Origin of the sequence: Haloterrigena gelatinilytica (assembly GCF_013342145.1) — an archaeon.
Lineage (GTDB): Archaea > Halobacteriota > Halobacteria > Halobacteriales > Natrialbaceae > Haloterrigena > Haloterrigena gelatinilytica.
This window is the reverse complement of sequence record NZ_JABUQZ010000001.1, coordinates 1,449,172-1,471,426: the sequence shown is the minus strand read 5'-3', so window position 1 is coordinate 1,471,426 and position 22,255 is coordinate 1,449,172. Positions and strand designations below refer to the sequence as shown.

Sequence of the window (22,255 nt, the reverse complement as noted above, 5' to 3'; positions counted from 1 at the left end):
CGACCCCGATCATGTTAGTCGTCCATCTCCGCTTTGGCGACCTCCGCGCCGGCGAACTCCAGGACCTCCTTGGCGCCCGCCTCGGAGTAGCCCTGTTCCATCAGGGCGTCGATCCACGCGGAGCGCTCGTCGTCGTCGAACTCGTTGGCGCTGACCAGCGCGGAGAAGTTGATGTTGTGCTTCTTGTCCTCCCAGAGCTTGCGCTCTAGGGCGCGACGCAGGCGCTCGTTGTCCTGCGGGTTGAACGCCTCGCCCTCGCGGGCCCGGCGGGAGACCCAGTTGGAGACCTCCTGGCGGAAGTCCTCCTTGCGGTCCTCGGGGATGTCGAGTTTCTCCTCGACGCTGCGGAGGAACGTCTCGTCGGGCTCCTGCTCGCGGCCCGTGAGGTCGTCCTCGATGGTGTCGTCGTCGATGTAGGCCATCACGTGGTCCATGTACTTCTCGCCCTGGCGCTGGATCTCGTCGATGTCGTAGGCCAGCGCGTGGCGGACGTCCTCGATGGCTCGCTCCTTGTACTCCTCGCGGACCGTCTCGAGGTAGCGGTAGTACTTCTCGAAGTTGTCCTCGGGGATGGAGCCGTGGTGTTCGAGGTTCTCCTCGAAGAAGTTGAACACCGTCAGCGGCGAGAGGAACCCGCGCTGGCGGTGTTTCGAGTCCATGATGGCCTCGGCGATCTCGTCGCCGATGAACCGGGGCGAGACGCCGACCATGCCCTCGCCGATCTCGGCCTTCTGTTCGGCTTCCTCGCGGAGCTTCTTCGTGTCGATGTCGTCGCCCTCGTCGATCTCGCCGTTGTAGGCCTTGGCCTTCGAGAGCAGATCGATCGTCTCGGTGTCGGGCTCCTCGACGCGCGTGAGGACGCCGAACAGCCCCGCCATCTCGAGCGTGTGGGGCTCAACGTTGATGTCGGGGACGTCGGCGTTGTTGAGCATCTTCTCGTAGATGCGGGCCTCGTCCTCGTAGGAGAGGACGTACGGGAAGTCGATCCGCTTGGTGCGGTCGTTGAAGGCCTCCATCTTCTCGTCGCCCTTCTTGTCCTTGTACTCGGGCATGTTCGTCCGCCCGACGATCACCTGGTCGATGTCGATCCGCGGGTTGTTCTTGGGCTTGATCGTCTGCTCCTGGGTCGCGTGCAGGAAGTCGTAGAGGAACTCCCGCTGGAGTTTCAGCAGCTCCTCGCCGGAGAAGATGCCGCGGTTGGCGTTACAGAACGCCCCCGAGTAGTCGAACGCGCGCGGGTCCGACTCGCCGTAGATGGCGATCTTCGAGTAGTTGACGTCGCCCGTGAGTTCGGTCTCGTCCTGGTTCTTCTTGTCCTTTGGCTCGAAGGTCTCCAGTCCCTGGCGCTTGTTCTCGTCGGCGACGAACCGGACGATCTCGATGTGGTTCTCTAAGACCTGCTGGAGGTCGTCGTCGTAGTAGGCCAGCAGCTTGTCCATGTAGAACTCGCTTTCCGGATCCAGCGCCTGCTCGTTCTGGATCGTGTAGGGCGCGTCGAGATTCTCGTTGAGATCGTCGATCACGCGCTGGCGCTGCTCCAACGGTAGCAAGACGAGGGGATCCTGATTCATCGGGGACCGGACGGTGTCGTCGGCGGGGTCCTGATCCTGGATGACGTCACAGAGGTTGGTCCACCGGAACGTGTACATCCGGCCCTCCTCGCGGAGCGTGTAGTCCTCGAAGTACTTGCGGACCTGCTTGTCGAAGTGGGACTTCCCGGAACCGACCGGGCCGAGCAGCAGTTTGATACGGCGCTCGGGGCCGAGTCGGCGGGCGCCCGACTTGACCTTGTTCACGAACTCGTGGATCGACTGGTGAATCACCCGGCCGTAGAAGGTGTTCTCACCGTCGTTCAGCGGATCCTCGCTCGCGAGGAGGTACTCGACGACGCCCTCGGTCTCGTCGTAGGTCGTCCCGTAGTAGTCGAACATGTCCGCGACGCGCTGGTGGGCGTTGCGGGTGATCTTCGGGTCCTCGTAGCACTCTTCTAGGTACCAGTCGAAGGACTTGGTCTCCCGCAGGTCTGCGGGCATCGATTCCTTGTAATCCGTGCTGAGCGTCTCGAGTGTCTCGATGTCACCGGTCATGGTATCATTGCCAGTTACGGGTCCCCCGTCTGCAGCGTCCGTTGTCACACGGACCGTTAGTCGCGCGGACGTCGTTCGACCAGCCGTGGCGTCGTGGCCGAACCGTCGGAATCCGTCGAACCGCGTCACCCGACAGCGCGACGTCGCTACCGCCGTCGCGTCGCTCCGAGAGCGGGGCGCTCCCGGAACGGACCGAACGGCGGCGGGCGGCGGTCTGTCGTGTCATGTGTGATCGTGTACCACTCTCCGTTGCGCATCGAGCGCGTCGGGGACTCGGGCAACGGTGCGCCGGGGACGGGCGCGGAGTGGATCGGTCCGGCGAGCGGATACCGATAGTATTTAATGAGTGAGTAATCCATCTACTTAGCTTTGGCCCCAAAAGGTATTTATCGGGACTTTATTACGGGTAAATTCTACCAGTATCGTATTGTGATGCTCGATACCACACCTCATCTTCGAAGGTCAGCGGCATAAACCACCGGCCAGCAATGGCCAGTCGCGCTCGCGCGCGCCGGCCGCGCGACTCGCGCGACACGGTCCTGTCGTCGAGTTCACACGAAATCGGGGCGATCGCCGCCGAATCGGCGTCCGACGACGAGGCTTTATGAGTGCCGCCCGTAGCGTCGCTCATGACCGACCCGGCTGTCGACGCCGATTCCGACGCGCTATCGCCGCTTCCGGACGGTTGGGACGTCTGGAACCGGAGCGAGGACGGCCGACTCGTGCTCGCCTACCGGCCGGACGTCTTCGACGGCGACGACTTCCCGGCGGCCTGTCTCCCCACGCTCTACCTGACACACGGGAAGCGGACGCGCCGGCCCGGAACCAACCCTACCAGTACGGCCGACGACGAGGACTGGTACGTCACCCTCTACCTCGAGCCCGACGTCTCGGCGGACACCGAACGGTTCGCGACGCGGGAGGCGGGCCTCGAGCGGGTCGCCGAACTCGCCCGAGAATTCGACACCGGCGAGATCGACTACCGGGGGCTCTACCAGGTCCCGCGCGAGACGTACTTCGAGCGGCTGGACGAGCTGACGAGCGGGGGCGACGCGGAGACCGCTTCCGGAGGGTGAACGCGCGATAGCAACCGTTGATCGACCGCAGCGGGCCGTCAGCGGCGAGCAGTTCCGTTCGGCGTCGGATCCGCTAACGCGTGAGTCTTAACCGCTACCGCCGACTACGTAGTGCTATGTCGACCGTCACGCTCGTCGGAACCCGGCTGGCCGAACCGGGAACCGAGTTCGTCTACCACGGCGAGGCCGACGCCTGCGCCGGCTGTCCCTACCGAAGCCAGTGTCTCAATCTCGAGTCCGGCACCAAGTACCGCATCACGTCCGTCCGGGAGAACGCCCAGACCTTAGAGTGCGCCATGCACGACGGGGGCGTCCGCGCCGTCGAAGTCGAGCCCGCCGACGTGCGCGCGAACATCACGTCGAAGGGCGCCTTCGCCGGCAGCAAGACCAGCCTCCCCGGCCCCTGTCCCTACGTCGAGTGTCCCAGCCACGAGTACTGCGAACCCGACGGGGCCGAGTTCGACACGGAGTATCGCATCCGCGAGATCCTCGGCGACCCGCCACACGACGTCTGCCACCTCGACCGCGCGCTCGAGTTGGTCGAACTGGACACCGACGACTGACCGTCCCGACGAACCGACCGATCGAGGGGCTCCGTTCTCCGCTGTCGTCGGATGACGATTTCGCTAGCTGCAAAGCGTCTCTGATTCTACAGAAGATATTTATTTCCAGTATTACCTATCCGACATATGGATCGTCGACGGTTCCTCGCTGCGTCCGGACCGAGCGTCGCAGTCGCAGTTGCCGGCTGTCTCAGAGGGGGTCGATTGTCCGACGGCAGCGACGATGAGAACGGGGCGGACGACGGGTCCGGACCCGGGACCGAAGCCGACGACGATGGAACCTCGGTCGAAGAGGATCGACGGGTCACGAAACCGCCCCAGAAGATCGAGCCGCCGGAGCCGCCGGACGACCCCGAAGCGTTCGACGAGTGGAACGACGGGTATCTCGGGGAACACATGGCGACGGAGCCGTCGCTCGCGTTCGATCCGCTCTCCGTTCGGGTCGGCTGGGTTCGGGACACCGGACTCGAACTCGGGGCGACGGAGCGCCGGGCCGACGAGGCGTACGAAGCCAGAGTCGTGGCCGACGAGGACGACTACGAGGAGACGTTTTACAGAGACCGGATGGATGGATCACTCCGGAGCAGGCTCGACGGCGTCGACTTCGACGAGTCCGTGCTGGTCATCGTCGAGTCCGGCTTCGGCTCCAGTTCGGTCGACCACCGCTGGGTGCGCGTCGAAGCCGACGGGGCCGTCGTCCACCTCCACGGATACGACACTGCCCCGTACGAACGGAACTCGGATATCGACTCGCGGTTCTCCGTCCTCGAGATCGAACGGCCGTCCGAGGGCTTCGATCTCGCTCGCGTGAGCCTCACCGTCGACGACGAGCGCCGAGTTCGGTTCAACTCGACGGAAGGAATCGTCGCGCTCGAGGTGTGAGAGCGCGGGTTCGCCGGAGCCACGGAGTCCGACCGCGACTCGTCCGGGCGGACCGAGGTGTTTTTGATCGATCCACCCTAACGCCGAGACAGACACGTGCTGTCGGTTGAACTCCACACTCACTCGTCGCTGTCCTACGACGGCCGCGACCCGGTCGAACTCATCCTCGAACAGGCCGACGCCGTCGGGTTGGACGCGATCGCCGTCACCGACCACGACGAGATCGACGCGAGCCTCGAGGCCGCCGAACGCGCCGCCGACTACGGGCTGCTCGGGATCCCCGGCATGGAGATCTCGAGCAAGGCCGGTCACATTCTGGGCTTCGGACTCGAGGAGGCCGTCCCGCCGGGGCTCTCCTACGAATCGACGCTCGAAGCGATCTGGGAACAGGACGGACTGGCCGTCATCCCCCACCCCTTCCAGGAGTCGCGCCACGGCGTGATGGCCCGCATCTCCCGCGAGGAACTCGCTCGGGGAGACGCCATCGAGGTCTACAACTCCCGGCTCCTGACCGGCCGCGCGAACCGCCAGGCCGAACGGTTCGCCCGCGCCCGCGACCTGCCGATGACCGCCGGTAGCGACGCCCACATCAGCGAGATGGTCGGTCAGGCGGTCACCCGCGTCGACGCCGAGGAACGATCCGTCGACGCCGTCCTCGAGGCGATCCGCGAGGGGCGGACCACCGTCGAAGGCAAACGGACGCCCTGGCACATCAGCTTCCGACAGGCCGCCGGCGGCGTCACCCGCCGCGTCAGAAACACCATGCTCGGGCTGTTCCGATGACGCTGCGCGGCGCCGACCCGGACACCGTCCGCGCGGCCCTCGAGAGCGGCGATCCGCTCCCCGCGACGAGCGGCTTCGCCGGCGAACTCGAGGGAACGCTCGTCCGGGACGTCCTCGGCCGCGTGCCGGTCTACGTCGAGACCGACGGACGCGCCACGCCGAGCGCGAGCGACGCGAACGACGCCGGCGAGGTCCGCGAGACTCGCGAGTGGGCCTTCGAACCCGGCGCCCTCGAGGCGCCGGAACTCCTGCCGGCGGGAACGACGCTCGATCTCACGGTCCCCGACGCCGGGCCAGAGCGCCGCTGGACGCTTCCCGACCCGACCCCCGAGAGCGATCCCGAGGCGGCACTCGAGGCCCTCTCCGACGCGATCGAGACCGCCGCGGCCGACGCGCTCGCTCCCGACCGGGAGATCGCCGTCGCCTTCTCCGGCGGCGTCGACTCGGCGCTGGTCGCCGAACTGCTGGACGCGCCGCTGTACGTCGTCGGCTTCCCGGACAGCCACGACGTCGAGGCCGCCCGGACCGCCGCCGACGCGATGGGGCGGGAGCTGACCGTCGTCGACCTCGAGCCGGCCGATCTGGAGCGAGCCGTCCCCCGCGTCGCTGCGGCGACCGGGCGCACGAACGCGATGGACGTCCAGATCGCGCTGCCGCTGTACCTGGTCGGCGAGCGCGTCGCGGCCGACGGCTTCGACGCGCTGGCGGTCGGCCAGGGCGCCGACGAACTGTTCGGCGGCTACGAGAAGGTCGTCCGCCTCGATCACCGCGTCGACGCCGAGACGACGCGGGCCGCGGTGCGCGAGCAGATCGCCTCCCTGCCCGACCAGCTTCCGCGGGACGTCCGCGCGATCGAGGCGACCGGGCTCGAGCCGGTCGCGCCGCTCTTACACGATACCGTCGTCGACGCGGCGCTGCGGCTCCCGGATTCGCTGCTGGCCGACGAGGACGAGCGGAAGCGCGCGCTTCGGCGCGTCGCGGCCGACTCCCTCCCCGACGAGGTCGTCTCGAGGGAGAAGAAGGCCGTCCAGTACGGAAGCCTCGTCGCCCGCGAACTCGACCGCCTCGCCAGGCAGGCCGGCTACAAGCGCCGCATCGACGACCACGTGACGAAGTACGTCCGCTCGCTGACGCCGGGCGTCGAGGCGCCCGAACCGCCGGCGGACTCCTGACGGTCTCGGGCGGTGATAGCTCGCCGGGCGAACGCCCTCGACGGCGGCCCTGCCTGCCGATTCCCAGCCAATCTATTTACATCCGCTCGGTGGCCGTTCAGCCATGGCCGAGAAAACCGTCAACGAACAGACCGTGACGCGAGAGGAGGCCGCGGACCTCGTTCAGGAACTCGCTCGCGAACTGCGCGACGAGGGCCCCGCCGAGGTACGGGTCGGGAACAAGATGTTGACGCTCTCGCCGACGCCCGAAGTCGAGTACGGAATCGAAGTCCAGGAGCGCTCGCCGATGCTCGGCGGGCCCCGAGAGGAGATTACGGTGACCCTCGAGTGGGAGGTCGAAGAAGAACCCGCGCCGTGACGCAGCGCGCGGACGTATCGCATATGCTCTAACAGCGTCGTCGATCGAACGGTCCTCGAGCCGTTAGTCTTCGGTCTCGGTCGGGAGCTGGTTGTCCGGACCGCCCTCGGTGTTGTCGGCGACCCGCTGTCGGTTGGTCATCCCGACGCGGTCGGAGACGTCCGCGACGAGGTCCGCGAGGGTCTCCTGTACCTCGCTCGTCTCGTCCTTGACGAGCGCGCCCTCGCTGCCCTCGGCGCCGAAGTCGGGGTGGATCGGGATCTGACCGAGCAGCGGCGTGTCGTACTTGTCGACGATCGTCTGTGCCCCTTCGGTGCCGAACAGGCCGTGCTGGTCGCCACAGGACGGACAGATGAACGAGCTCATGTTCTCGACGACGCCCAGCACGGGCGTGTCGTGCTTCTGGAACATCTGGATCCCCTTTCGGGTGTCGTCTAAGGACATCTCCTGGGGCGTCGTGACGACGACCGCACCGGTGACGGGCATCGACTGCAGGAGGTTCAGCGTCGCGTCGCCCGTCCCCGGCGGCAGGTCGACGACGAGGTAGTCGAGGCGACCCCACTCGACGCCCTCGAGGAACTTCAGCATGAACTTGTTGACCATCGGACCGCGCAAGATTGCGGGGTCGTCCTCGTCTTCGGTCAGCATGCCCATGCTGATGACGCGGACGCCGTCCGAGCTAAGGACATCTCCTGGGGCGTCGTGACGACGACCGCACCGGTGACGGGCATCGACTGCAGGAGGTTCAGCGTCGCGTCGCCCGTCCCCGGCGGCAGGTCGACGACGAGGTAGTCGAGGCGACCCCACTCGACGCCCTCGAGGAACTTCAGCATGAACTTGTTGACCATCGGACCGCGCAAGATTGCGGGGTCGTCCTCGTCTTCGGTCAGCATGCCCATGCTGATGACGCGGACGCCGTCCGAGCGGGGCGGGACGATGTCCTCGTTGGGCGTGACGCCGGGCTCGCTCTCGGGCGGGAGGATCCGCGGGACGTTCGGCCCGTGGATGTCGGCGTCGAGCAGACCGACCATCGCGCCGCGCTTCTCGAGGCCGGCCGCGATGTTGGCGGCGACCGTCGTCTTGCCGACCCCGCCCTTCCCGGAGGCGACGGCGATGACGTTGCGGACCCGCGGGAGGACCTCGTCGTCGAAGCCGTGCTCCTCGCCGACGTGGGCTCGCAGATCGGCCTCGAGGCCGGCCTCGTCACAGACCTCGCGGATCCGGTTGCCCAGCTCCATCTCGGAGGGCGCGTAGGGCGCGTTCAGCGCGAGGTCGATCCGCGCCGTTTCGTCCTCGATACGGACGTCGTTGACCAGGCCGAGCGAGACGATATCGTCGCCGAGATCCGGATCCTCGATGTCCTCGAGTTTGATCTTGAGTTCGTGCTCTGTGATGCTCATAGCGGATGTTACTGCACGTAAGGCATCGGAACGGGATACGTGTGATGGTTCGAAACTCGAGCCCCGCCGCTGGCGTCGATTTCCGCGTCGATCGAGGGGAGTTGCGACACCGTCGAACGGTGTCGCCGGCCGCTTACTGCCCCGGCAGTTCGCCGAAGAAGACGATCCCGAGTATCACCGTCAACACGAGCATCGACACCCACATCGACGTGGTGATGCCGACGAGGTAGGAGACCCCGAGCAGCCCCGTCCTGGTGTCGCGCGGGGTGCCGACGAACCACGCGACGAGCATCACGTAGATCGGGACCAGAATGACCGCGAAGATGATCCAGGTCCCCTCGTTAGCGAAGCCGGTCCAGCCCTGCGTCCCCTCGTAGCCGTGATAGAGGACCGTCGCCAGCGCGTCGACGAGCGTCATAGGTGAGGTTTTCCGTTCGGCAGCGTCGTGGTTTCCCTTGCTTGTGCGTGGTTGCCACGGAGCAAGCGACGCGGCCGTCGCTCTCGCTCGTCGATGACGGCCGGACCAAAAAAGCGAATCGCGGAAACGGAGCGTCGAGCGGTCGTTACGGACCGGGGGCGCCGATCGGTTCCGGCGCGCCGCCGTAGAAGACCAGCCCGATGATCACGGTCAGCACGAACATGCCGATCCACATCGACGAGGTGAGCCCGACGAGGTAGGAGACGCCGAGCAGTCCGCTCTTCGTGTCGCGGGGTTCGCCGGTGAACCACGCGACCAGCATGATGTAGACCGGGACCAGGATGATCGCGAAGATGACCCAGGTCCCCTCGTTGACGAACCCGGTCCACCCTTCGGTACCGTTGTAGCCGTGATAGAGGAGTTGCTGTGAGAGACTCAGCAGTGACATTAGGCCTTCACCTCCGGTTCCGTAGCGTGTTCATCGCCCTCCTCGTGCCCGTGCTCGCCGCGCATGTGCTCGACGGCGTGGAGTTCGACCACGGGAACGAGCTTCGAGAGGTTGAGGAACAGCAGCGCGACCAGACCGGCCGTCCCGGCGAGGGACAGCCACTCGATGAGGCTCGGGAAGTACGTCCCGGGCGTCGCCGCGTAGATGTCGAAGGTCGGATGGAAGAACCCTTCGACGACGAACAGGACCTTCTCGGTCAGCGTTCCCGTCAGGATCACGCCGCTGGCGAGGAGCGCCCGTTTCTTGCTGAACAGCGCCGGACGGATCCCCTGCAGGAAGATGAACACGAGCGTGCCGAACATCATCGCCATCGCGACCTGATAGGCCGGGTGTGCCATCTTCGCCTCGGCCGCGTGTTGGCTCGAGAGCGGCCCCATGAACACGCCGTTGAGGACGGACTGGAGCTGGAACCACAGGAACAGCAGGGTGAAAAAGCCCAGCCACAGGAGCAGGCCGCGGAAGATGTCGTCGGTGATGATGTGCTCCCAGTCGTAGGCGCGGCGGAACGCGTAGGAGATGATCATCACGCCGCTGATCGCCGACATCAGCGCGATGCTGAGGAACATCGGCCCCTGAATGCCGCCGGACCAGCCGGGCATCGCCGGGAGCAGCGCGAACAGCCACGGAATGACGCCGCCGTGAAGCAGGAGCGGCGCCATGATGATGACCGCCGCTGCGAGCCACCAGACCATCCGGTCGATGACCTCGTCTTCCTTCTCGGTGTAGCCGATCGTCATCAGCTTGTAGACCGGCTCGAACATGTCCGGAAGGTCGTCGCGCAGCCGGCTAACGTCGTAGCGAAGCGTCAGGCCGAGGTACGTCGCCGACAGCACGAAGTACGCCGTAATGACGGTCACGTCCCACACCAGTGGCGAGTTGTTGACCGTGATGTGGTAGTGACCCAGGACGCTCGTGACCATCCGGTCCGGGCGACCCATGTGGACCAGGATGTAGAACCCGGCGGCCGAGAGGCCGCCGATCGTGGTCATCTCCGCGAGTCGGGCGATCGGCATGTACCGATCCATGCCGAGCAGGCGAACGGCGGCCGAGAGAATGATCCCGCCGTGTGCCACACCGACCCACCAGATGAACGCGCCGATGTACAGCCCCCAGGTCGAACCGCCGCCGGTCCCCCAGTCGCCGAGGCCGGTGACGATCAGTCCCTTCTGGAGCTGGTACGCCCAGCCCACGAGGAACGCCAGCAGCGCCAGCGAGGCGATGCCGTACAGGATGAAGTACTTCTTCGTGAGCGTGTTGATCGGTCGGAGGATGTCCTCCTCCGTGGGCAGTTTCGTGCTCACAGCGACCACCCGACGTCACCGACGGTCCCCTCGTCGAGGATCTCCTGGCGCTTGTCGACCAGATCGACTTCGGAGCCGTCCGAGCGCTCGTAGGAGATATCACTGTACTCCGACGGCCCTTCGACCTGCTCGGCTTCCGGACCGGGTTCTTGACCGATGTACGTGATGTTCGGGTGCGTCCCGATGTCCTCGAGCAGCTTGAACTTCGAGCTGGGGTTGCCGGCGAACTCCCGGAGTCGAGCGTTGGCGTCGTCTTCTTCGCCGCCTCCGAGTCGCAGTTCCGTCAGCACCTCCTCGCTCTCGAGATCGACGTACTGTTCGAGCGCGTCGAGCGACTCGAGGATCGTCTCTTCGCCCTCGAGGATACTGTTGTTCTCCTCGTCGCCGGGCCCGAGGCGCTCGCTGACGATACCGATCGCCTTCATGATGCTGACCACTTCGGCATCGAGATCGAGTTCCTCGTTCTCGAGGACGGTCTCTAAGTCGTCGCCGTCGCTGAGCTGCTCGTCGACCGTCTCGGGATCCGGCACGTCGTTGTTGATCTCGATGATCGCGCGGCTCTTGCTCGGGTGTTCGCCGTGCTGGTAGGCGTCGCTGTGTTCGTCTTTGACGTTCCCGAACTGAATCGCGTCCGGCGGACAGGCGCGCTCACAGGCGGTCGTACCGACTCTGTCTTCGCCCTGTCGGCCGTCCTGCATCGACGGGCACATTGTACACTTGCTCATCGTGCCCCGGGGCGAGCGGCTGTCGACCCACCGTTCGGTGCCGTTCTCGTAATCGGCGTGGGTGATCTCCGAGGGGTCGTCGACTTCCGCGCCGTCGTAGCCGTTGATATCCTCGTGGGCCACGTCGGGTTCGTCCCACTGGAAGTAGTTGACGCCGTACGGACAGGCGACCTGGCAGTACCGGCAGCCGATACAGACGTCGTAGTCGGTCAGCACGAGCCCGTCCTTGTCGCGGGTGTGACGGGCCGTGGTCGGACACACCTTCTCACAAGGGGCGTCCGTACAGTGCTGACACGGCCGGACGAGCATATTGTGGTCGCTCGTTCCGCCGACGATGTTGTCGGGTGCCGGAGAACCGCCGGACGTGAGCTCGTCCTCGAAGGCCATGACGTACATCCAGTTGACGCCCTGGTCCAGGTCGTTCTCGCTGGCGCAGGCCTCCATACAGGAGAGACAGCCGTCACAGCGCTCGAGGTCGATGGTCATCCCCCACTGGAGATCCTCGTTCTGCTCGGCTTGGGAGTGGCCGCCACCGTGGCCCTCCCCTTCCTCGGCGAGCGAGGGTTGTCCGTCGATAGTGCTACCGAACGCACCCATCCCGACGGCGGCCGCACCGACGCCCATCTTCTTCATGACGTCGCGGCGACTCTCTTCGCCGTCGCCGTCGAACGCGGAGAGCATGCGGGAGACCGTCCCCTTGGCTTCTTCCTGGGCCGCTTCGAAGGCCTCCTTGGTGGGACGCTGGTCCTCGCCGAACTCCTCCATCACGTCCTCGTGATACATCTCGTGGAACTCGGCTTCGGAGAGCTCGCCCTTCGTGACCCGCATCGCGTCCTGGGCCATCTGCATACCGAGATCCGTATCGTACTCGGTATCGTCGAGCATCTCCTCGAGCTCGCCCTCCCACTCCTGACCGAGCGGATGGAATGATTCGTCGTCCGTGCTCATGCCGTGAGAACACCTCCGGACGAGAATCCGTACGATGCAAAGCGATTACACGCCGACACGCACGTCAATATGGTCATATATGGATCCTCTACACCGGACTCACAACTAGACGACGTTGAAGTATAGAGCCGATTTCCATCGCGTGAGAATCGACGCGAATATGTTCGTGAGTATAATACGCGTCTTAATAGCTTTCACTTGTGCTGGCCTGCATTCCGAATCGCGCGGTAGTATAGACGGCTGATATGACGGGGGTGAAACTCCCTCGAAAACTCCGCAGGAGTTTTTCGAACGCGATCGAGTTCGTCGCAGTTCGGAGTCGAGATATCGACCGGTATATGGATCACCGAACCTGTTCGCGGCAGTTCTCACGGGTGTCCGTCCCGATGCGGTAACCGTATGACCGACACCGATCAACTGACGACGCGGACGGAACGCCGACGCCTCGACGAGTTCGAGGAGACGCCCCACGCGAACGTGTTCGACGGCGAGCCGCGGACGGTGCGACTCGAACTCGCCGCCGGCGAGGGCGTGCCGGCGCATCGACATCCCGAACGCACGATCGTCTGTCACGTCCTCGAGGGGACCCTCGAGATGCGGCTCGGCGACGAGAAGTACGCGCTCGAGGCGGGAGAGGTACTCAGGTTCGACGGGCGACAGGAGATCGCGCCCGAGGCCCGAACCGACGCGACGGCGCTACTCGTGTTGGCGCCCCGAGGCGACTAACGCGTCGCGAGCTGTTCCTCGAGGGGGTCCCCCTCGACGCCCGGCAGATCCTCGACGAATCGCTTGATGATCGCCTCTTCGGCCCGGTGGAGGGTCTCGCTACAGGTCGACTTCGCGATATCCAGCTGTTCGGCGAGTTCCGTCAACGAGGACTCTCGGGGGGTGTCGTAGTAGCCTTCCTCGACGGCGGCGACGACCACCTCGAGCTGGCGGTCCGAGAGCAGTTGGCTCTCGTGGAGCCGTGCCGATCCCGCGAGCCGGTCACCTCGATGGTCGCCTCGCCGTCGACGATCTCGACGGGGAGTTCGATCGGCATCCCCGAGTCCCGCGAGGAGAACAGCAACAGCGGGACCGTCGTCTCGAAGTGGACCGTCACCTCGTTGTCGCTGTACTGAGCGAGGGAGAGTTCGGTGATCTGGTCGTGGTCGCGCATGTCCTCGACGACGTCCGCGACGTCGGGGCCGGTGATACGGACGAGCGCGAATCCGGTCTCGGAGCTCGGGACGGCGGCCAGCACCCGGAAGGTCGCCTCCGGATACGACGTCGAGAGCTGCTGGAGCCAGATCTGTTCGGGCAGCGTGATAGTGAGTGTCGCCTGAGCCATACGAACGTGTTCCGTTCGACGGTATATCCTCGTACCGTCGAATATATTCGCCGTAGTTCCCAGGCCGTGGGAACGCCGGCGAATCGAACACGTTCGCCCGAATAGCCACGCTCGTTCCGCCCCACAGTCGACCCATGGCAACCGATTCAACCGCGTCCGAGACGATCCTCGACGTCCGCGAGATCGACGGCCCGCCGTTCGACGACATCGTCGCCGCCCTCGAGGAGCTCCCGGCGGACGGCCGACTCCACCTGATCGCGCCCTTCGAACCGAAGCCGCTCTACGAGGTCCTCGAGACCCGCGGGTTCGAGCGCGAGGTCGAGCGCAACGGGACCTCGGAGGGAGCGAGCGGCGATGCCGCGAGCCGCGAAACCGAACGACGCGACGACGTCTGGCACGTCTTCATCGAGCGCGCCTAGACGCGACGATCCGCCGCTCGCGGGCGAACACGTTCGGACGAACACCCATGCGGTCGCGATACCCACCACTATCCGTATGACACGACTCGACGTCAGGGACGTGCCGCCGATGAACCGCCATCCCAAGATCCACGACGCCTTCGAGGAACTCGAGCCCGGCGAGACGCTGACGATCGTCAACGATCACGAGCCGAAGCCGTTGTTCTACGAGTTCCAGGCGGAGGTCGACGCGTTCGACGCCGACGGCTACGAGGTCGAACGCGTCGAGGCCGACGAGTTCGTCGCCCGGTTCCCCAAGGTCGAGGCGTAGCCGGCCGCCGACCCGCGTCGCTCGTCCCGACCCGGCCGGCTCGATCCCCGTCGGTGCCGGTCGTCACGACTCCCCTCTCTAACCGAACACGTACGGGACGAAAGCGAGGTCCCGTCGTCGCGAACGACCACGTATGCAATCGCCCGCTACCGTCGTCGATAGCACCGATGCGCCGAGCGACAGACCGCGGACGGTGATCGACGTGCGGTCGCTCGGCCCGCCGGAGCCGCTGAAAAACACCCTCGAGAAACTGGTCGAACTGCCCGACGAGACCGTCCTCGTCCAGCGCAACGACCGCGTCCCGCAGTTCCTCTTCCCCAAACTCGAGGACCGCGGCTACGCGTACGAGACCGTCGAGGGCGGCGAAGCGTCCGATGACGGCGAGGGACGAGGTCCCTCGAACAGTCGGACGCGGTCCGACGACGAGGTCGTGACCGTCATCTGGCGGCCGTAGTCGGCTCGGCAGGCGCGACTGCGACCGCGACTACGCGCCGTTTTCGAACGTCTCGAGCAACAGCTCCGTCAGTCGGGTCGGCCGTTCGTGTTGCACCCAGTGGCTCGTCTCCGACAGGAGTTCGAGGCGGCTCCGGCGACACCGCTGGTCGCTGTCGACCGCGAGCGACGGCGTCAGCGCGGCGTCGTCCTCGCCCCAGACGATCGTCGTCGGGGCGTCGACCCGCTCTCGAGGCGGCGGCGAGGGAGCGCGAGCGGCCGCCCGGTACCAGTCGAGCATCCCGGTCAGCGCGTCCGGTCGAGCCCAGGCGCGGCGGTACCGGTCCAGTTCCGCGTCGGTGAACGTCCCCGGAGCGGCCGTCCCCCGGAGCGCGCGCTCGAGCAGTCGGAAGTCGTTGCGCCGGAAGGCCAGTTCGGGCAGCCACGGGAGCTGGATCGCTGCCGCGTACCAACTGCGGCGCAACTGCTCGGGGTCCGACAGCAGGTGCTGGCGGTAGACCGTCGGATGCGGCGCGTTGACGATCGCGAGCCGATCGACCGCCGAGGGATGCCGAAGCGCGAGATCCCAGGCGGCCATGCCGCCCCAGTCGTGGCCGACGACGCGCGCGCCGTCCCGTCCCTCGGTCTCGATCAGGGCGGCGATATCCCGCGCGCACTCGCCGATTCGATAGGCCCGCAGCGCCTCCGGCTTCTCGCTCAGGTTGTACCCTCGTTGGTCCGGCGCGAGCACGCGGTAACCGGCCTCGACGAGCGGCTCGAGTTGGTGGCGCCAGCCGTACCAGAACTCGGGGAATCCGTGCAACAAGACGACGAGCGGGTCGTTCTCGTCGCCCGCGGCGACGACGTGCAACCGGACCCCGTTGACCTCCCGGACGGTCGATTCCGCGTCGACCGTCGACAGTAGCTCCGCGTCCGTTCCGGTCCGCGTCGACGGCATCGTAGCCATACCTCGACCGACGACGGAGAGCGTGATACCGGTTTGGGGGCGACCGCCGCGAGTCGGCGCGTCAGATCGGAATCCGCCGGTCGACCCGGTAGCGCCGCGCTACGTCCAGACGCGGAGGCACTCGCTCGAGCAGAAGTGGAGTTCGACCCGCTCGTCAGGCGCGTCCGCGACGTGGGTCGTCAGCGTGTAGGCGACCTCCTCGGCTCGGCAGTTGTCGCAGTTCATACGCGACACGTCGGTACTGATGGGTTTCAGTATACAGTTACTATATTCGGTTCGGATCGGTTAGTGGCGTAATAACTCGAGTCAAGCCGGTATTGACGACCGACCGTGATCGACGGCCGGCGGAGCCCCGATCGGGTCGAGACCCCGCGCTCCGGCCTCGATCCGCAACGACGGTATCGAAACCCTTACTCTCCGCCCGCCGGTTCGAGCAACCATGAGCGACGACGCCGTCAGCCCCGAGGAGGTCCGCCACGTCGCGGGACTCGCTCGCGTCGACCTCGACGACGACGAGGTCGACCGGTTCGCGCGACAGTTCGCGGACATCCTCGAGTACTTCGAGACGCTAGACGAGGTGCCCGAGGTCGACCGCGAGGCCGCCCTCACGAACGTGATGCGCCCAGACGAGGAGCGCGACTCGCTGGACCGCGAGGCGGCCCTCGAGAACGCCTCGGAGACCGAGGACGGCTACTTCAAAGGACCGAACGTATCCTGAGCATGTCGGAGAACATCTACATCACCGAGGAGCGAATCGAGGGGGCCGACGACGGGCCGCTGTCGGGAACGACCGTCGCGGTCAAGGACAACATCTCGACCGAGGGCGTCCGGACGACCTGCGGTTCGAAGATGCTCGAAGAGTACGTCCCGCCCTACGACGCGACGGTCGTCTCCCGTCTCAAGGAGGCCGGCGCGACCATCGTCGGGAAGGCCAACATGGACGAGTTCGGGATGGGGACGACCAACGAGACCTCCCACTTCGGCTCGGTCGACAACCCCGCCGCGCCCGGTCGCGTCCCCGGCGGCTCCTCCGGCGGTTCGGCGGCCGCGGTCGCCGCCGGCGAGGCCGACGTCGCGCTGGGCTCGGACACCGGCGGCTCGGTCCGCTGTCCCGCCGCCTTCTGCGGCGTCGTCGGCATCAAGCCCACCTACGGCCTGGTCTCCCGGTACGGCCTGGTCGCCTACGCGAACAGCTTAGAGCAGATCGGTCCCTTCGGCGAGACCGTCGAGGACGCCGCGCAGTTGCTCGACGTCATCGCCGGCGACGACGAGCGGGACGCGACGACCCGCGAACTGCCTCTCGAGGAGGGCGAGACCTACGCCGACGCCGCGACCGGGGACGTTGACGGCCTGCAGATCGGGGTGCCAACGGAACTGCTCGACGGCGCCGACGAGGGCGTCGTCGAGACCTTCTGGGACGCCATCGCCGAGTTGGAGGACCGCGGCGCGGAGTACCACGAGGTCTCCCTGCCCTCCGTCGAGCACGCCGTCGAGGCCTACTACGTGATCGCGATGTCCGAGGCCTCCTCCAACCTGGCGCGGTTCGACGGCGTCCGCTACGGCCACTCGGCCGACGCCGAGGGCAACTGGAACGAGACGTTCGCCCGGACCCGCGAGGAAGGGTTCGGCGACGAGGTCAAGCGTCGGATCCTGCTCGGCACCTACGCCCTCTCGGCGGGCTACCACGACAAGTACTACAAGAAGGCTCAGGACGCCCGCGCGTGGGTCAAGCGGGACTTCGACGAGGCGCTCTCCGACGCGGACGTCCTCGCCTCGCCGACGATGCCCGTCCCGCCGTTCGAACTCGGCGAGAGCCTCGACGACCCGCTCCAGATGTACCTCGCCGACGCGAACACGGTGCCGGTCAATCTGGCCGACCTCCCCGCGATCTCGGTGCCGGCCGGCGAGACCGACGGCCTCCCCGTCGGGCTCCAGCTGGTCGGCCCCGCGTTCGGCGAGCGGCGGCTGATCCGCGCCGCGAGCGCGCTGGCCTGAGCCGCGACTCACGTCTCGAGTCGGAGGATAGCTTTTTATACTAATTTTGCTAACAGTACTCATAGCTAACCGATCGCTCGGTGACCGTTCAATGCAAATTACACACAATCAACAGGTCGAGTTCGACGAGTTCTCTCGAGCGTGCGATCTCGTCGAAGGCTACTTCGGGGAGACGATCGACGATATCGCGCTGCACGCACCGGTCTCGCGGCGCCAGCTCGTGGCCGTCCTCGCGCGAGCGCAGCTGTCGGGACGCCAGCTCGCGATCGAAGGGCTGACCGAGGAGGGAGAGGTCGTCTACCAGTCCAACGACGAAACGCTGCTCTGGCTCGACGGCGGGTTCTGGAACGACATGCGAGGTCGACACCACTTAGAGCCGGACGAGGGACGGGCCGCACGCGAGGTCCATCGTCGGCTCATCGAGGCGATCGACGGTGACGTTCCCTACTACAACCGCGAGCGGGATCCGTTCGTCCTCATCGAGCGGTTCGATCCCTACGAGTAGCCGTCGCTTGACAATCGGGTCCGTCGAAAAGCGAGTGCTCGAGTCGCGGTCGGTCGCTAGTCCTCGTAAGCGAGGTTCATGATCCACTGCGAGAAGGCGTCGCTGTTGGGATCGACCTCCTCCTCGCCGATAAACGGCGAGAGCATGTCGCCGGCCATCAGCAGGGTGAAATCCAGATCGCGAGCGGTCGGCGTGATGTAGTAGGTGTTGTGTCCGTCGTAGACCGTGTCCTCTCGGTCGACGAGTTCCTTTTCGACCAGCGACTCGACGATCCGGCTGCCCTTTCGCGAGGAGACGCCCAGTTCCTTCCAGAAGTCGCTCTGGTGGATGCCGCCGGTCTCGCGAACGAGTTCGAGCCCGGCGCGCTCGTCCTCGGAGAGTTCCGCTTCGGCCGTCGACATGCTCACGGTGACCACCTCTCCGTACTCGTCGCTAGCGGCAGGAGTGCGTCCATGTGCGTATGAGATGGACGGAGGCGCATGAATCTACCGCTCCCCGGTTCGGTCCGCCGGCGGCCGCTCGGGAACCAGTGAGCCGGCGTGCGTTATTCCCGCCCCTCCGAGGCGAGATCGGTCTCGAGAGAGACGGGTTCGTACGCCGTCTCACAGGGTGGTCCCGGTGCGAACTCGTAGCGCGGCCCCGCGGAACCGAGCGCGATCAGCGACGACGACCGCGTCCCGAACCCGTTGCGGTGGATGCAGACGCCGTACTCGTGGTCGCCCAAGACCTCGCCGGCCCGCTCGAGCCACTCGTCGACCGATTCGCCGGTAGCGGTGCCGCCGTCTCCGTCGCCGTCGCCGTCGACCGCCAACGCCTCGCGGACCCTGCGAGCGTTCGCGGCCTGCCGACGCCCCGCATCCGCCCGGAACTCGGGCACGTCGACCGTCTCGTCGGCCGCGACGTTGACCACGACGTGGACGCCGGGCTCGAAGTCGATCCGCTCGAGGGAGCCGTCCCAGTAGTAACAGTACGCGTCCGTCTCGTCGGCGACGACGAGGTAGAACCCGTCGTACTCGTCGTCGTCCGTCTGGGCTTCGACGATCGCACCGGCTTCGGCGGCCGACGTCGCCTCGAGAACGTCGGCGACGAGCAGGCCTCGCGAGCGCTCCCCCGCGAGGTCGGCGTCGGTCCACTTGTTCGTGATCCCCGCGAAGACGCCGCGCTCGTTGTAACCGATCCACGTTCCGCCGGCCTCGGCGTCTCTGGGCGCGACGGTAAGCGGATCCTCGCGGTAGACGCCCGGCGGGAGCGACTCGCGGCCGACCGCCTCGTCGCGGTTAGCGGCGACCGCGACCGGCGCGTCCTCGAAGACCTGCCAGGCGAGGGTCAGTGTACACACGACTCGAGAGAGGGGGCGAAGCGCCTTAACTCCGGTTCCGGCGGCAGTCTCGAGGGGTTCCTGCCGTCTCGAGACGATTTCGGAGTCACGCCGATTCGGTCGCGTCGATCCCGCCCTCGAGCAGCCGTTCGCGGACGGCCGTCCGATCGACGGTCCCCGAGGCGGTCCGGGGGAGGGCGTCGGCGATCCCGATCGTCTTCGGCCGCTTGAATCCCGCGAGCCGATCGTCGCAGTGTGTGAGCAGCGACTCGATATCGATCGCGTCGGTCCCGCTGGCATCGGTCGCGGCGCCGTTAGCGGGGACGACCAGCGCGGCCACGCGTTCGCCCCACTCCGGGTCCTCGAGGCCGACGACCGCCGCCTCCTCGACCGCCGGGTGGGAGCGCAGCGCCGCGATCACTTCGCCGGGATCGACGTTCTCGCCGCCGGTGACGATCCGGTCGCTCCGCCGGTTGAGGATCCACAGACGGCCGCCCTCGTCGCGGTAGCCGATATCGCCGGTGTGCAGGCCGTGCTCGCCGAAGGCCGCCTCGGTCTCAGCGTCGGAGAGATAGCCCGGCGTCACCGTCGGCCCGGCGACGACGAGTTCGCCGGACTCCCCCGCCGGACACGGCTCGCCGCTCTCGTCGACGACCGTCACGTCCGTACAGACGAGCGGCCGGCCGACCGTTCCCTCACGGGTCGCCACCTCCTCCGGCGTCGCCGTCGCGATCTGGGAGGCCGTCTCGGTCATCCCGTAGGTCGGGTGGACCGGCACGCCGGCCTCGCGACAGCGCTCGAGCAACTCGCTCGAGGCGGGCGCGCCGCCCAGCAGGACGAACCGCAGCGAGTCCGGCGGCGACCAGCCGGCGTCGAGCAGCCGCTTGCACATCGTCGGGACGAGCGAGACGCCCGTGATATCGTACTCGTCGACGACCCGCGCGGTCGCCTCGGGATCGAACGACCGCTGGATCACGACGGGCGTCCCGTAGAGCGTCGAGCGGACGACCGGGGCCAGCCCGCCCATGTGGTACATCGGGAGACAGCAGAGCCACCGGTCGTCGGGCGTGACGCCCAGCCGGAAGGCCGACGCGTTCGCGCTCGAGACGAGGTTTCCGAGAGTCAGCCGAACGATCTTCGGATCGCCCGAGGTCCCCGAAGTGAACATGAGCAGGTGAGTCCGGTCGCGCTCGAGAACGACCGGCTCCAGATCCGGGGTCGTCCCGCCATTCGAGCGGAGCGAATCCACGCCCCCGCCTTCGGACTCGTCGACCGAGGCGATCGGACAGTCCGCGATTTCCGCGGCGAGGTCCGCCGTCTCGGCCTCGCAGACGAGCGCGTCGAGATCGGTTCGTCGAACCTTCGACTCGAGTTCGGCGGCCGTCTCGCGGACGTTCAGCGGGACGACCGTGACGCCCCGGCGCATCGCGGCGAAGTAGAGTTCGGCGAACTCGACGCGCGTCTCCATCAACACGCCGAGTCGGGCGGGGTCGTCGAGTCGACCGTCGGAGTCGGCGAGGAGCGACTCGAGGCGGGCGGCGACGGCGTCGACTCGCCGATCGAACTCGCCGAACGTCCACGACTCGTCGTTGTCGGCGTCGATCACGGCCGTCGCGTCAGGCGTCGTCGACGCGCGGTGGGCGAGGAGGTCCCTCGTCGGCCACTCGACCGGCCCGGGCGTCACTCCTCCCACACCCCCTCGACGCCCAGCCCCTTCGCCTGTGGGACGACCGCCGACCCCTTCTCGAGGAGGACGGGATCCTTGCCGAGGTCGTTCGCGAGCAGGTCCGCGGTGGCCAGCCCGCAGGCCGACACGTCGGGGATCGACGCGGCCAGGTGGACCGCCCCCGTCCGGGCGACGACGGCGTCGATCGTCGTCGTCACGATCGGGTCGATGTCGAGTTCGCTCACCCACGCCGAGACCGTTCGGGCGACGTCGACGCCGCCCAGCGCCATCGGCTTCAGGACGAGGGCGTCGGCCGCCTCGGCGTCGCAGATCGCGTCGACGCCGTGTTCGAGCAGCCCCTCGTCGAGCGCGATGTCGACCCCCTCTCCCCGATCGTCCGCGCGGAGGTCCGCGTGCCCCTCGAGGGCCCCCGCGGGAAGCGGCTGCTCGAGCAGCGACACGTCGAACTCGGCGGCGGCCTCGAGCGCTGTCGCCGCCTCCTCGTACGTCCAGCCCTCGTTGGCGTCGACCCGCAGTTCGACGTCGGGCCCGACGGCCTCGCGGACGCGCCGGATCCGTTCGATGTCCTCCTCGACGCTCCGCCGGCCGGCTTTCAGCTTGCAACAACTGAACCCGCGGTCGACGGCATCGGTGGCCTCCCGGACGGTCTCGACCGTCGAGCCGTCGCCGATCGTCGCGTTGACCGGCACCCGCCCGACCATCGGTCCCTGTCCGATGTACCGGTACAGCGGCGTCGATTCGCGCTGCGCTGTCAGATCCGTCAGCGCGAGCCCGACCGCGTGTCTGGCCGCGACCTGCTCGTCGACCGCCTCGATCGCCGCGGCAGAGCCGGCCTCGATCTCTTCGGCGGCCCGCGCCAGCGCCGCCTCGCAGTCGGCGTGGGACTCCGTCCAGCCCGGCAGCGGCGTCGCCTCGCCGTATCCCACGGGGCTGTCGTCGGCCCCCCGATCGGTGATCCGAACGAGGAAGCCGTTGCGCGAGTCGATCGTCCCGTCGGCCGTCTCGAGCGGATCCGCGAGATCGAGCGAAAACGGTCGGTACTCGAGGTCGAGCTCTCGGTCGTCGGACATG

24 protein-coding genes and 3 pseudogenes are annotated in these 22,255 nt (G+C 66.9%); 13 read left to right on the top strand and 14 right to left on the bottom strand.

All coding sequences use genetic code 11. The annotated features are described in order from the left end of the window. Positions 1-14: 14 nt before the first annotated feature. The gene (locus HTZ84_RS07465) at positions 15-2,087 is read right to left on the bottom strand and encodes a PrkA family serine protein kinase (RefSeq protein WP_174680092.1); all 2,073 of its coding nucleotides are present in this window, start codon (positions 2,085-2,087) and stop codon (positions 15-17) included. A 629-nt stretch (positions 2,088-2,716) separates the two neighbouring features. On the opposite strand from HTZ84_RS07465, the gene HTZ84_RS07460 reads away from it, so the two are divergent. The 6 genes from HTZ84_RS07460 (at position 2,717) to HTZ84_RS07435 (ending at position 6,921) form a co-directional block, all read left to right on the top strand. Beyond that, positions 2,717-3,163 (top strand): DUF5820 family protein, encoded by a 447-nt coding sequence (locus HTZ84_RS07460; protein WP_174680091.1) that lies wholly within the window; start codon positions 2,717-2,719, stop codon positions 3,161-3,163. 116 nt (positions 3,164-3,279) lie between these two features. Continuing rightward, positions 3,280-3,726 (top strand): UPF0179 family protein, encoded by a 447-nt coding sequence (locus tag HTZ84_RS07455; RefSeq protein WP_008895372.1) that lies wholly within the window; start codon positions 3,280-3,282, stop codon positions 3,724-3,726. Between the two features lie 126 nt (positions 3,727-3,852). Continuing rightward, positions 3,853-4,608, top strand: coding sequence for a hypothetical protein (locus HTZ84_RS07450; RefSeq protein WP_174680090.1), 756 nt, complete (start codon positions 3,853-3,855; stop codon positions 4,606-4,608). A gap of 96 nt (positions 4,609-4,704) precedes the next feature. Continuing rightward, entirely contained in the window at positions 4,705-5,391 is a 687-nt protein-coding gene (locus HTZ84_RS07445) for a PHP domain-containing protein (protein ID WP_174680089.1), read from the top strand. After that, positions 5,388-6,563: an asparagine synthetase B family protein gene (locus HTZ84_RS07440; RefSeq protein ID WP_174680088.1), complete on the top strand. Its 1,176-nt coding sequence runs from the start codon at positions 5,388-5,390 to the stop codon at positions 6,561-6,563. Before HTZ84_RS07445 ends, HTZ84_RS07440 begins: the two co-directional genes overlap by 4 nt. A gap of 103 nt (positions 6,564-6,666) precedes the next feature. Beyond that, positions 6,667-6,921, top strand: coding sequence for an amphi-Trp domain-containing protein (locus tag HTZ84_RS07435; RefSeq protein WP_174680087.1), 255 nt, complete (start codon positions 6,667-6,669; stop codon positions 6,919-6,921). Positions 6,922-6,984: 63 nt separating this feature from the next. Here HTZ84_RS07435 and HTZ84_RS07430 read toward each other — a convergent pair. The 6 genes and pseudogenes from HTZ84_RS07430 to HTZ84_RS07405 form a co-directional block, all read right to left on the bottom strand. Next, positions 6,985-7,599: pseudogene (locus HTZ84_RS07430) on the bottom strand (P-loop NTPase); the annotation flags it as partial. Beyond that, positions 7,593-8,321: pseudogene (locus HTZ84_RS07425) on the bottom strand (P-loop NTPase); the annotation flags it as partial. The pseudogenes HTZ84_RS07425 and HTZ84_RS07430, both read right to left, overlap by 7 nt. A 133-nt stretch (positions 8,322-8,454) precedes the next feature. Continuing rightward, positions 8,455-8,739 carry a hypothetical protein gene (locus tag HTZ84_RS07420; protein ID WP_174680085.1) on the bottom strand — a complete coding sequence of 95 codons (285 nt, stop codon included), beginning with the start codon at positions 8,737-8,739 and terminating at the stop codon, positions 8,455-8,457. Between the two features lie 145 nt (positions 8,740-8,884). Further along, positions 8,885-9,187, bottom strand: a complete 303-nt coding sequence (locus HTZ84_RS07415) for a hypothetical protein (protein ID WP_008895366.1) — start codon at positions 9,185-9,187, stop codon at positions 8,885-8,887. Next, a complete protein-coding gene (gene nrfD / locus HTZ84_RS07410) occupies positions 9,187-10,548 on the bottom strand; it encodes an NrfD/PsrC family molybdoenzyme membrane anchor subunit (protein ID WP_174680084.1) in 1,362 nt (453 codons plus the stop codon). Before nrfD ends, HTZ84_RS07415 begins: the two co-directional genes overlap by 1 nt. Then, the gene (locus tag HTZ84_RS07405; RefSeq protein ID WP_174680083.1) at positions 10,545-12,221 is read right to left on the bottom strand and encodes a 4Fe-4S ferredoxin N-terminal domain-containing protein; all 1,677 of its coding nucleotides are present in this window, start codon (positions 12,219-12,221) and stop codon (positions 10,545-10,547) included. The genes nrfD and HTZ84_RS07405 overlap by 4 nt, the downstream gene beginning before the upstream one ends. 399 nt (positions 12,222-12,620) lie before the next feature. On the opposite strand from HTZ84_RS07405, the gene HTZ84_RS07400 reads away from it, so the two are divergent. Further along, positions 12,621-12,947, top strand: coding sequence for a cupin domain-containing protein (locus HTZ84_RS07400; RefSeq protein WP_174680082.1), 327 nt, complete (start codon positions 12,621-12,623; stop codon positions 12,945-12,947). Here the strand turns inward: HTZ84_RS07400 and HTZ84_RS07395 are convergent. Next, positions 12,944-13,551 (bottom strand): annotated as a pseudogene (locus HTZ84_RS07395) (helix-turn-helix domain-containing protein). The gene HTZ84_RS07400 and the pseudogene HTZ84_RS07395 overlap by 4 nt on opposite strands. A 134-nt stretch (positions 13,552-13,685) precedes the next feature. Between HTZ84_RS07395 and HTZ84_RS07390 the strand changes: the two are divergent. The 3 genes from HTZ84_RS07390 (at position 13,686) to HTZ84_RS07380 (ending at position 14,734) form a co-directional block, all read left to right on the top strand. Next, a complete protein-coding gene (locus tag HTZ84_RS07390) occupies positions 13,686-13,970 on the top strand; it encodes a DUF2249 domain-containing protein (RefSeq protein WP_174680081.1) in 285 nt (94 codons plus the stop codon). A gap of 76 nt (positions 13,971-14,046) precedes the next feature. Continuing rightward, on the top strand, positions 14,047-14,280 hold the full coding sequence (locus tag HTZ84_RS07385; protein WP_012942941.1) for a DUF2249 domain-containing protein: 234 nt from the start codon (positions 14,047-14,049) through the stop codon (positions 14,278-14,280). A 133-nt stretch (positions 14,281-14,413) separates the two neighbouring features. Continuing rightward, positions 14,414-14,734: a DUF2249 domain-containing protein gene (locus HTZ84_RS07380; RefSeq protein WP_174680080.1), complete on the top strand. Its 321-nt coding sequence runs from the start codon at positions 14,414-14,416 to the stop codon at positions 14,732-14,734. Positions 14,735-14,764: 30 nt separating this feature from the next. Here HTZ84_RS07380 and HTZ84_RS07375 read toward each other — a convergent pair whose 3' ends face one another. Beyond that, the gene (locus tag HTZ84_RS07375; RefSeq protein WP_174680079.1) at positions 14,765-15,679 is read right to left on the bottom strand and encodes an alpha/beta fold hydrolase; all 915 of its coding nucleotides are present in this window, start codon (positions 15,677-15,679) and stop codon (positions 14,765-14,767) included. A gap of 99 nt (positions 15,680-15,778) precedes the next feature. Further along, positions 15,779-15,904 carry a hypothetical protein gene (locus HTZ84_RS23020; protein ID WP_012942944.1) on the bottom strand — a complete coding sequence of 42 codons (126 nt, stop codon included), beginning with the start codon at positions 15,902-15,904 and terminating at the stop codon, positions 15,779-15,781. Between the two features lie 214 nt (positions 15,905-16,118). Between HTZ84_RS23020 and gatC the strand changes: the two genes are divergently transcribed. The 3 genes from gatC to HTZ84_RS07360 all read left to right on the top strand — a co-directional run bounded on the left by gatC (position 16,119) and on the right by HTZ84_RS07360 (position 18,179). Next, positions 16,119-16,397, top strand: a complete 279-nt coding sequence (gene gatC, locus HTZ84_RS07370; RefSeq protein WP_174680078.1) for an Asp-tRNA(Asn)/Glu-tRNA(Gln) amidotransferase subunit GatC — start codon at positions 16,119-16,121, stop codon at positions 16,395-16,397. A 2-nt stretch (positions 16,398-16,399) separates the two neighbouring features. After that, positions 16,400-17,674 carry an Asp-tRNA(Asn)/Glu-tRNA(Gln) amidotransferase subunit GatA gene (gatA, locus tag HTZ84_RS07365; protein ID WP_174680077.1) on the top strand — a complete coding sequence of 425 codons (1,275 nt, stop codon included), beginning with the start codon at positions 16,400-16,402 and terminating at the stop codon, positions 17,672-17,674. 91 nt (positions 17,675-17,765) lie between these two features. After that, complete coding sequence (locus HTZ84_RS07360) at positions 17,766-18,179, top strand: hypothetical protein (RefSeq protein WP_174680076.1); 414 nt, start codon at positions 17,766-17,768, stop codon at positions 18,177-18,179. Between the two features lie 56 nt (positions 18,180-18,235). Here the strand turns inward: HTZ84_RS07360 and HTZ84_RS07355 are convergent, their stop codons facing one another. The 4 genes from HTZ84_RS07355 to HTZ84_RS07340 all read right to left on the bottom strand — a co-directional run bounded on the left by HTZ84_RS07355 (position 18,236) and on the right by HTZ84_RS07340 (position 22,254). Next, positions 18,236-18,586 (bottom strand): helix-turn-helix transcriptional regulator, encoded by a 351-nt coding sequence (locus HTZ84_RS07355; protein WP_174680075.1) that lies wholly within the window; start codon positions 18,584-18,586, stop codon positions 18,236-18,238. A 137-nt stretch (positions 18,587-18,723) separates the two neighbouring features. Continuing rightward, complete coding sequence (locus HTZ84_RS07350; RefSeq protein ID WP_174680074.1) at positions 18,724-19,518, bottom strand: NRDE family protein; 795 nt, start codon at positions 19,516-19,518, stop codon at positions 18,724-18,726. An 85-nt stretch (positions 19,519-19,603) separates the two neighbouring features. After that, on the bottom strand, positions 19,604-21,181 hold the full coding sequence (locus HTZ84_RS07345) for a class I adenylate-forming enzyme family protein (protein WP_174682549.1): 1,578 nt from the start codon (positions 21,179-21,181) through the stop codon (positions 19,604-19,606). Next, positions 21,178-22,254 (bottom strand): mandelate racemase/muconate lactonizing enzyme family protein, encoded by a 1,077-nt coding sequence (locus HTZ84_RS07340; RefSeq protein ID WP_174680073.1) that lies wholly within the window; start codon positions 22,252-22,254, stop codon positions 21,178-21,180. The genes HTZ84_RS07345 and HTZ84_RS07340 overlap by 4 nt, the downstream gene beginning before the upstream one ends. Between the last annotated feature and the right edge of the window lies 1 nt (position 22,255).

Coding starts and splice junctions, on each gene's coding strand:
- HTZ84_RS07465 (WP_174680092.1), bottom strand. CDS start 2,087: ATGACCGGTGACATCGAGACACTCGAGACGCTCAGCACGGATTACAAG.
- HTZ84_RS07460 (WP_174680091.1), top strand. CDS start 2,717: ATGACCGACCCGGCTGTCGACGCCGATTCCGACGCGCTATCGCCGCTT.
- HTZ84_RS07455 (WP_008895372.1), top strand. CDS start 3,280: ATGTCGACCGTCACGCTCGTCGGAACCCGGCTGGCCGAACCGGGAACC.
- HTZ84_RS07450 (WP_174680090.1), top strand. CDS start 3,853: ATGGATCGTCGACGGTTCCTCGCTGCGTCCGGACCGAGCGTCGCAGTC.
- HTZ84_RS07440 (WP_174680088.1), top strand. CDS start 5,388: ATGACGCTGCGCGGCGCCGACCCGGACACCGTCCGCGCGGCCCTCGAG.
- HTZ84_RS07435 (WP_174680087.1), top strand. CDS start 6,667: ATGGCCGAGAAAACCGTCAACGAACAGACCGTGACGCGAGAGGAGGCC.
- HTZ84_RS07420 (WP_174680085.1), bottom strand. CDS start 8,739: ATGACGCTCGTCGACGCGCTGGCGACGGTCCTCTATCACGGCTACGAG.
- HTZ84_RS07415 (WP_008895366.1), bottom strand. CDS start 9,187: ATGTCACTGCTGAGTCTCTCACAGCAACTCCTCTATCACGGCTACAAC.
- HTZ84_RS07405 (WP_174680083.1), bottom strand. CDS start 12,221: ATGAGCACGGACGACGAATCATTCCATCCGCTCGGTCAGGAGTGGGAG.
- HTZ84_RS07400 (WP_174680082.1), top strand. CDS start 12,621: ATGACCGACACCGATCAACTGACGACGCGGACGGAACGCCGACGCCTC.
- HTZ84_RS07390 (WP_174680081.1), top strand. CDS start 13,686: ATGGCAACCGATTCAACCGCGTCCGAGACGATCCTCGACGTCCGCGAG.
- HTZ84_RS07385 (WP_012942941.1), top strand. CDS start 14,047: ATGACACGACTCGACGTCAGGGACGTGCCGCCGATGAACCGCCATCCC.
- HTZ84_RS07380 (WP_174680080.1), top strand. CDS start 14,414: ATGCAATCGCCCGCTACCGTCGTCGATAGCACCGATGCGCCGAGCGAC.
- HTZ84_RS07375 (WP_174680079.1), bottom strand. CDS start 15,679: ATGGCTACGATGCCGTCGACGCGGACCGGAACGGACGCGGAGCTACTG.
- HTZ84_RS23020 (WP_012942944.1), bottom strand. CDS start 15,904: ATGAACTGCGACAACTGCCGAGCCGAGGAGGTCGCCTACACGCTGACG.
- gatC (WP_174680078.1), top strand. CDS start 16,119: ATGAGCGACGACGCCGTCAGCCCCGAGGAGGTCCGCCACGTCGCGGGA.
- gatA (WP_174680077.1), top strand. CDS start 16,400: ATGTCGGAGAACATCTACATCACCGAGGAGCGAATCGAGGGGGCCGAC.
- HTZ84_RS07360 (WP_174680076.1), top strand. CDS start 17,766: ATGCAAATTACACACAATCAACAGGTCGAGTTCGACGAGTTCTCTCGA.
- HTZ84_RS07340 (WP_174680073.1), bottom strand. CDS start 22,254: ATGTCCGACGACCGAGAGCTCGACCTCGAGTACCGACCGTTTTCGCTC.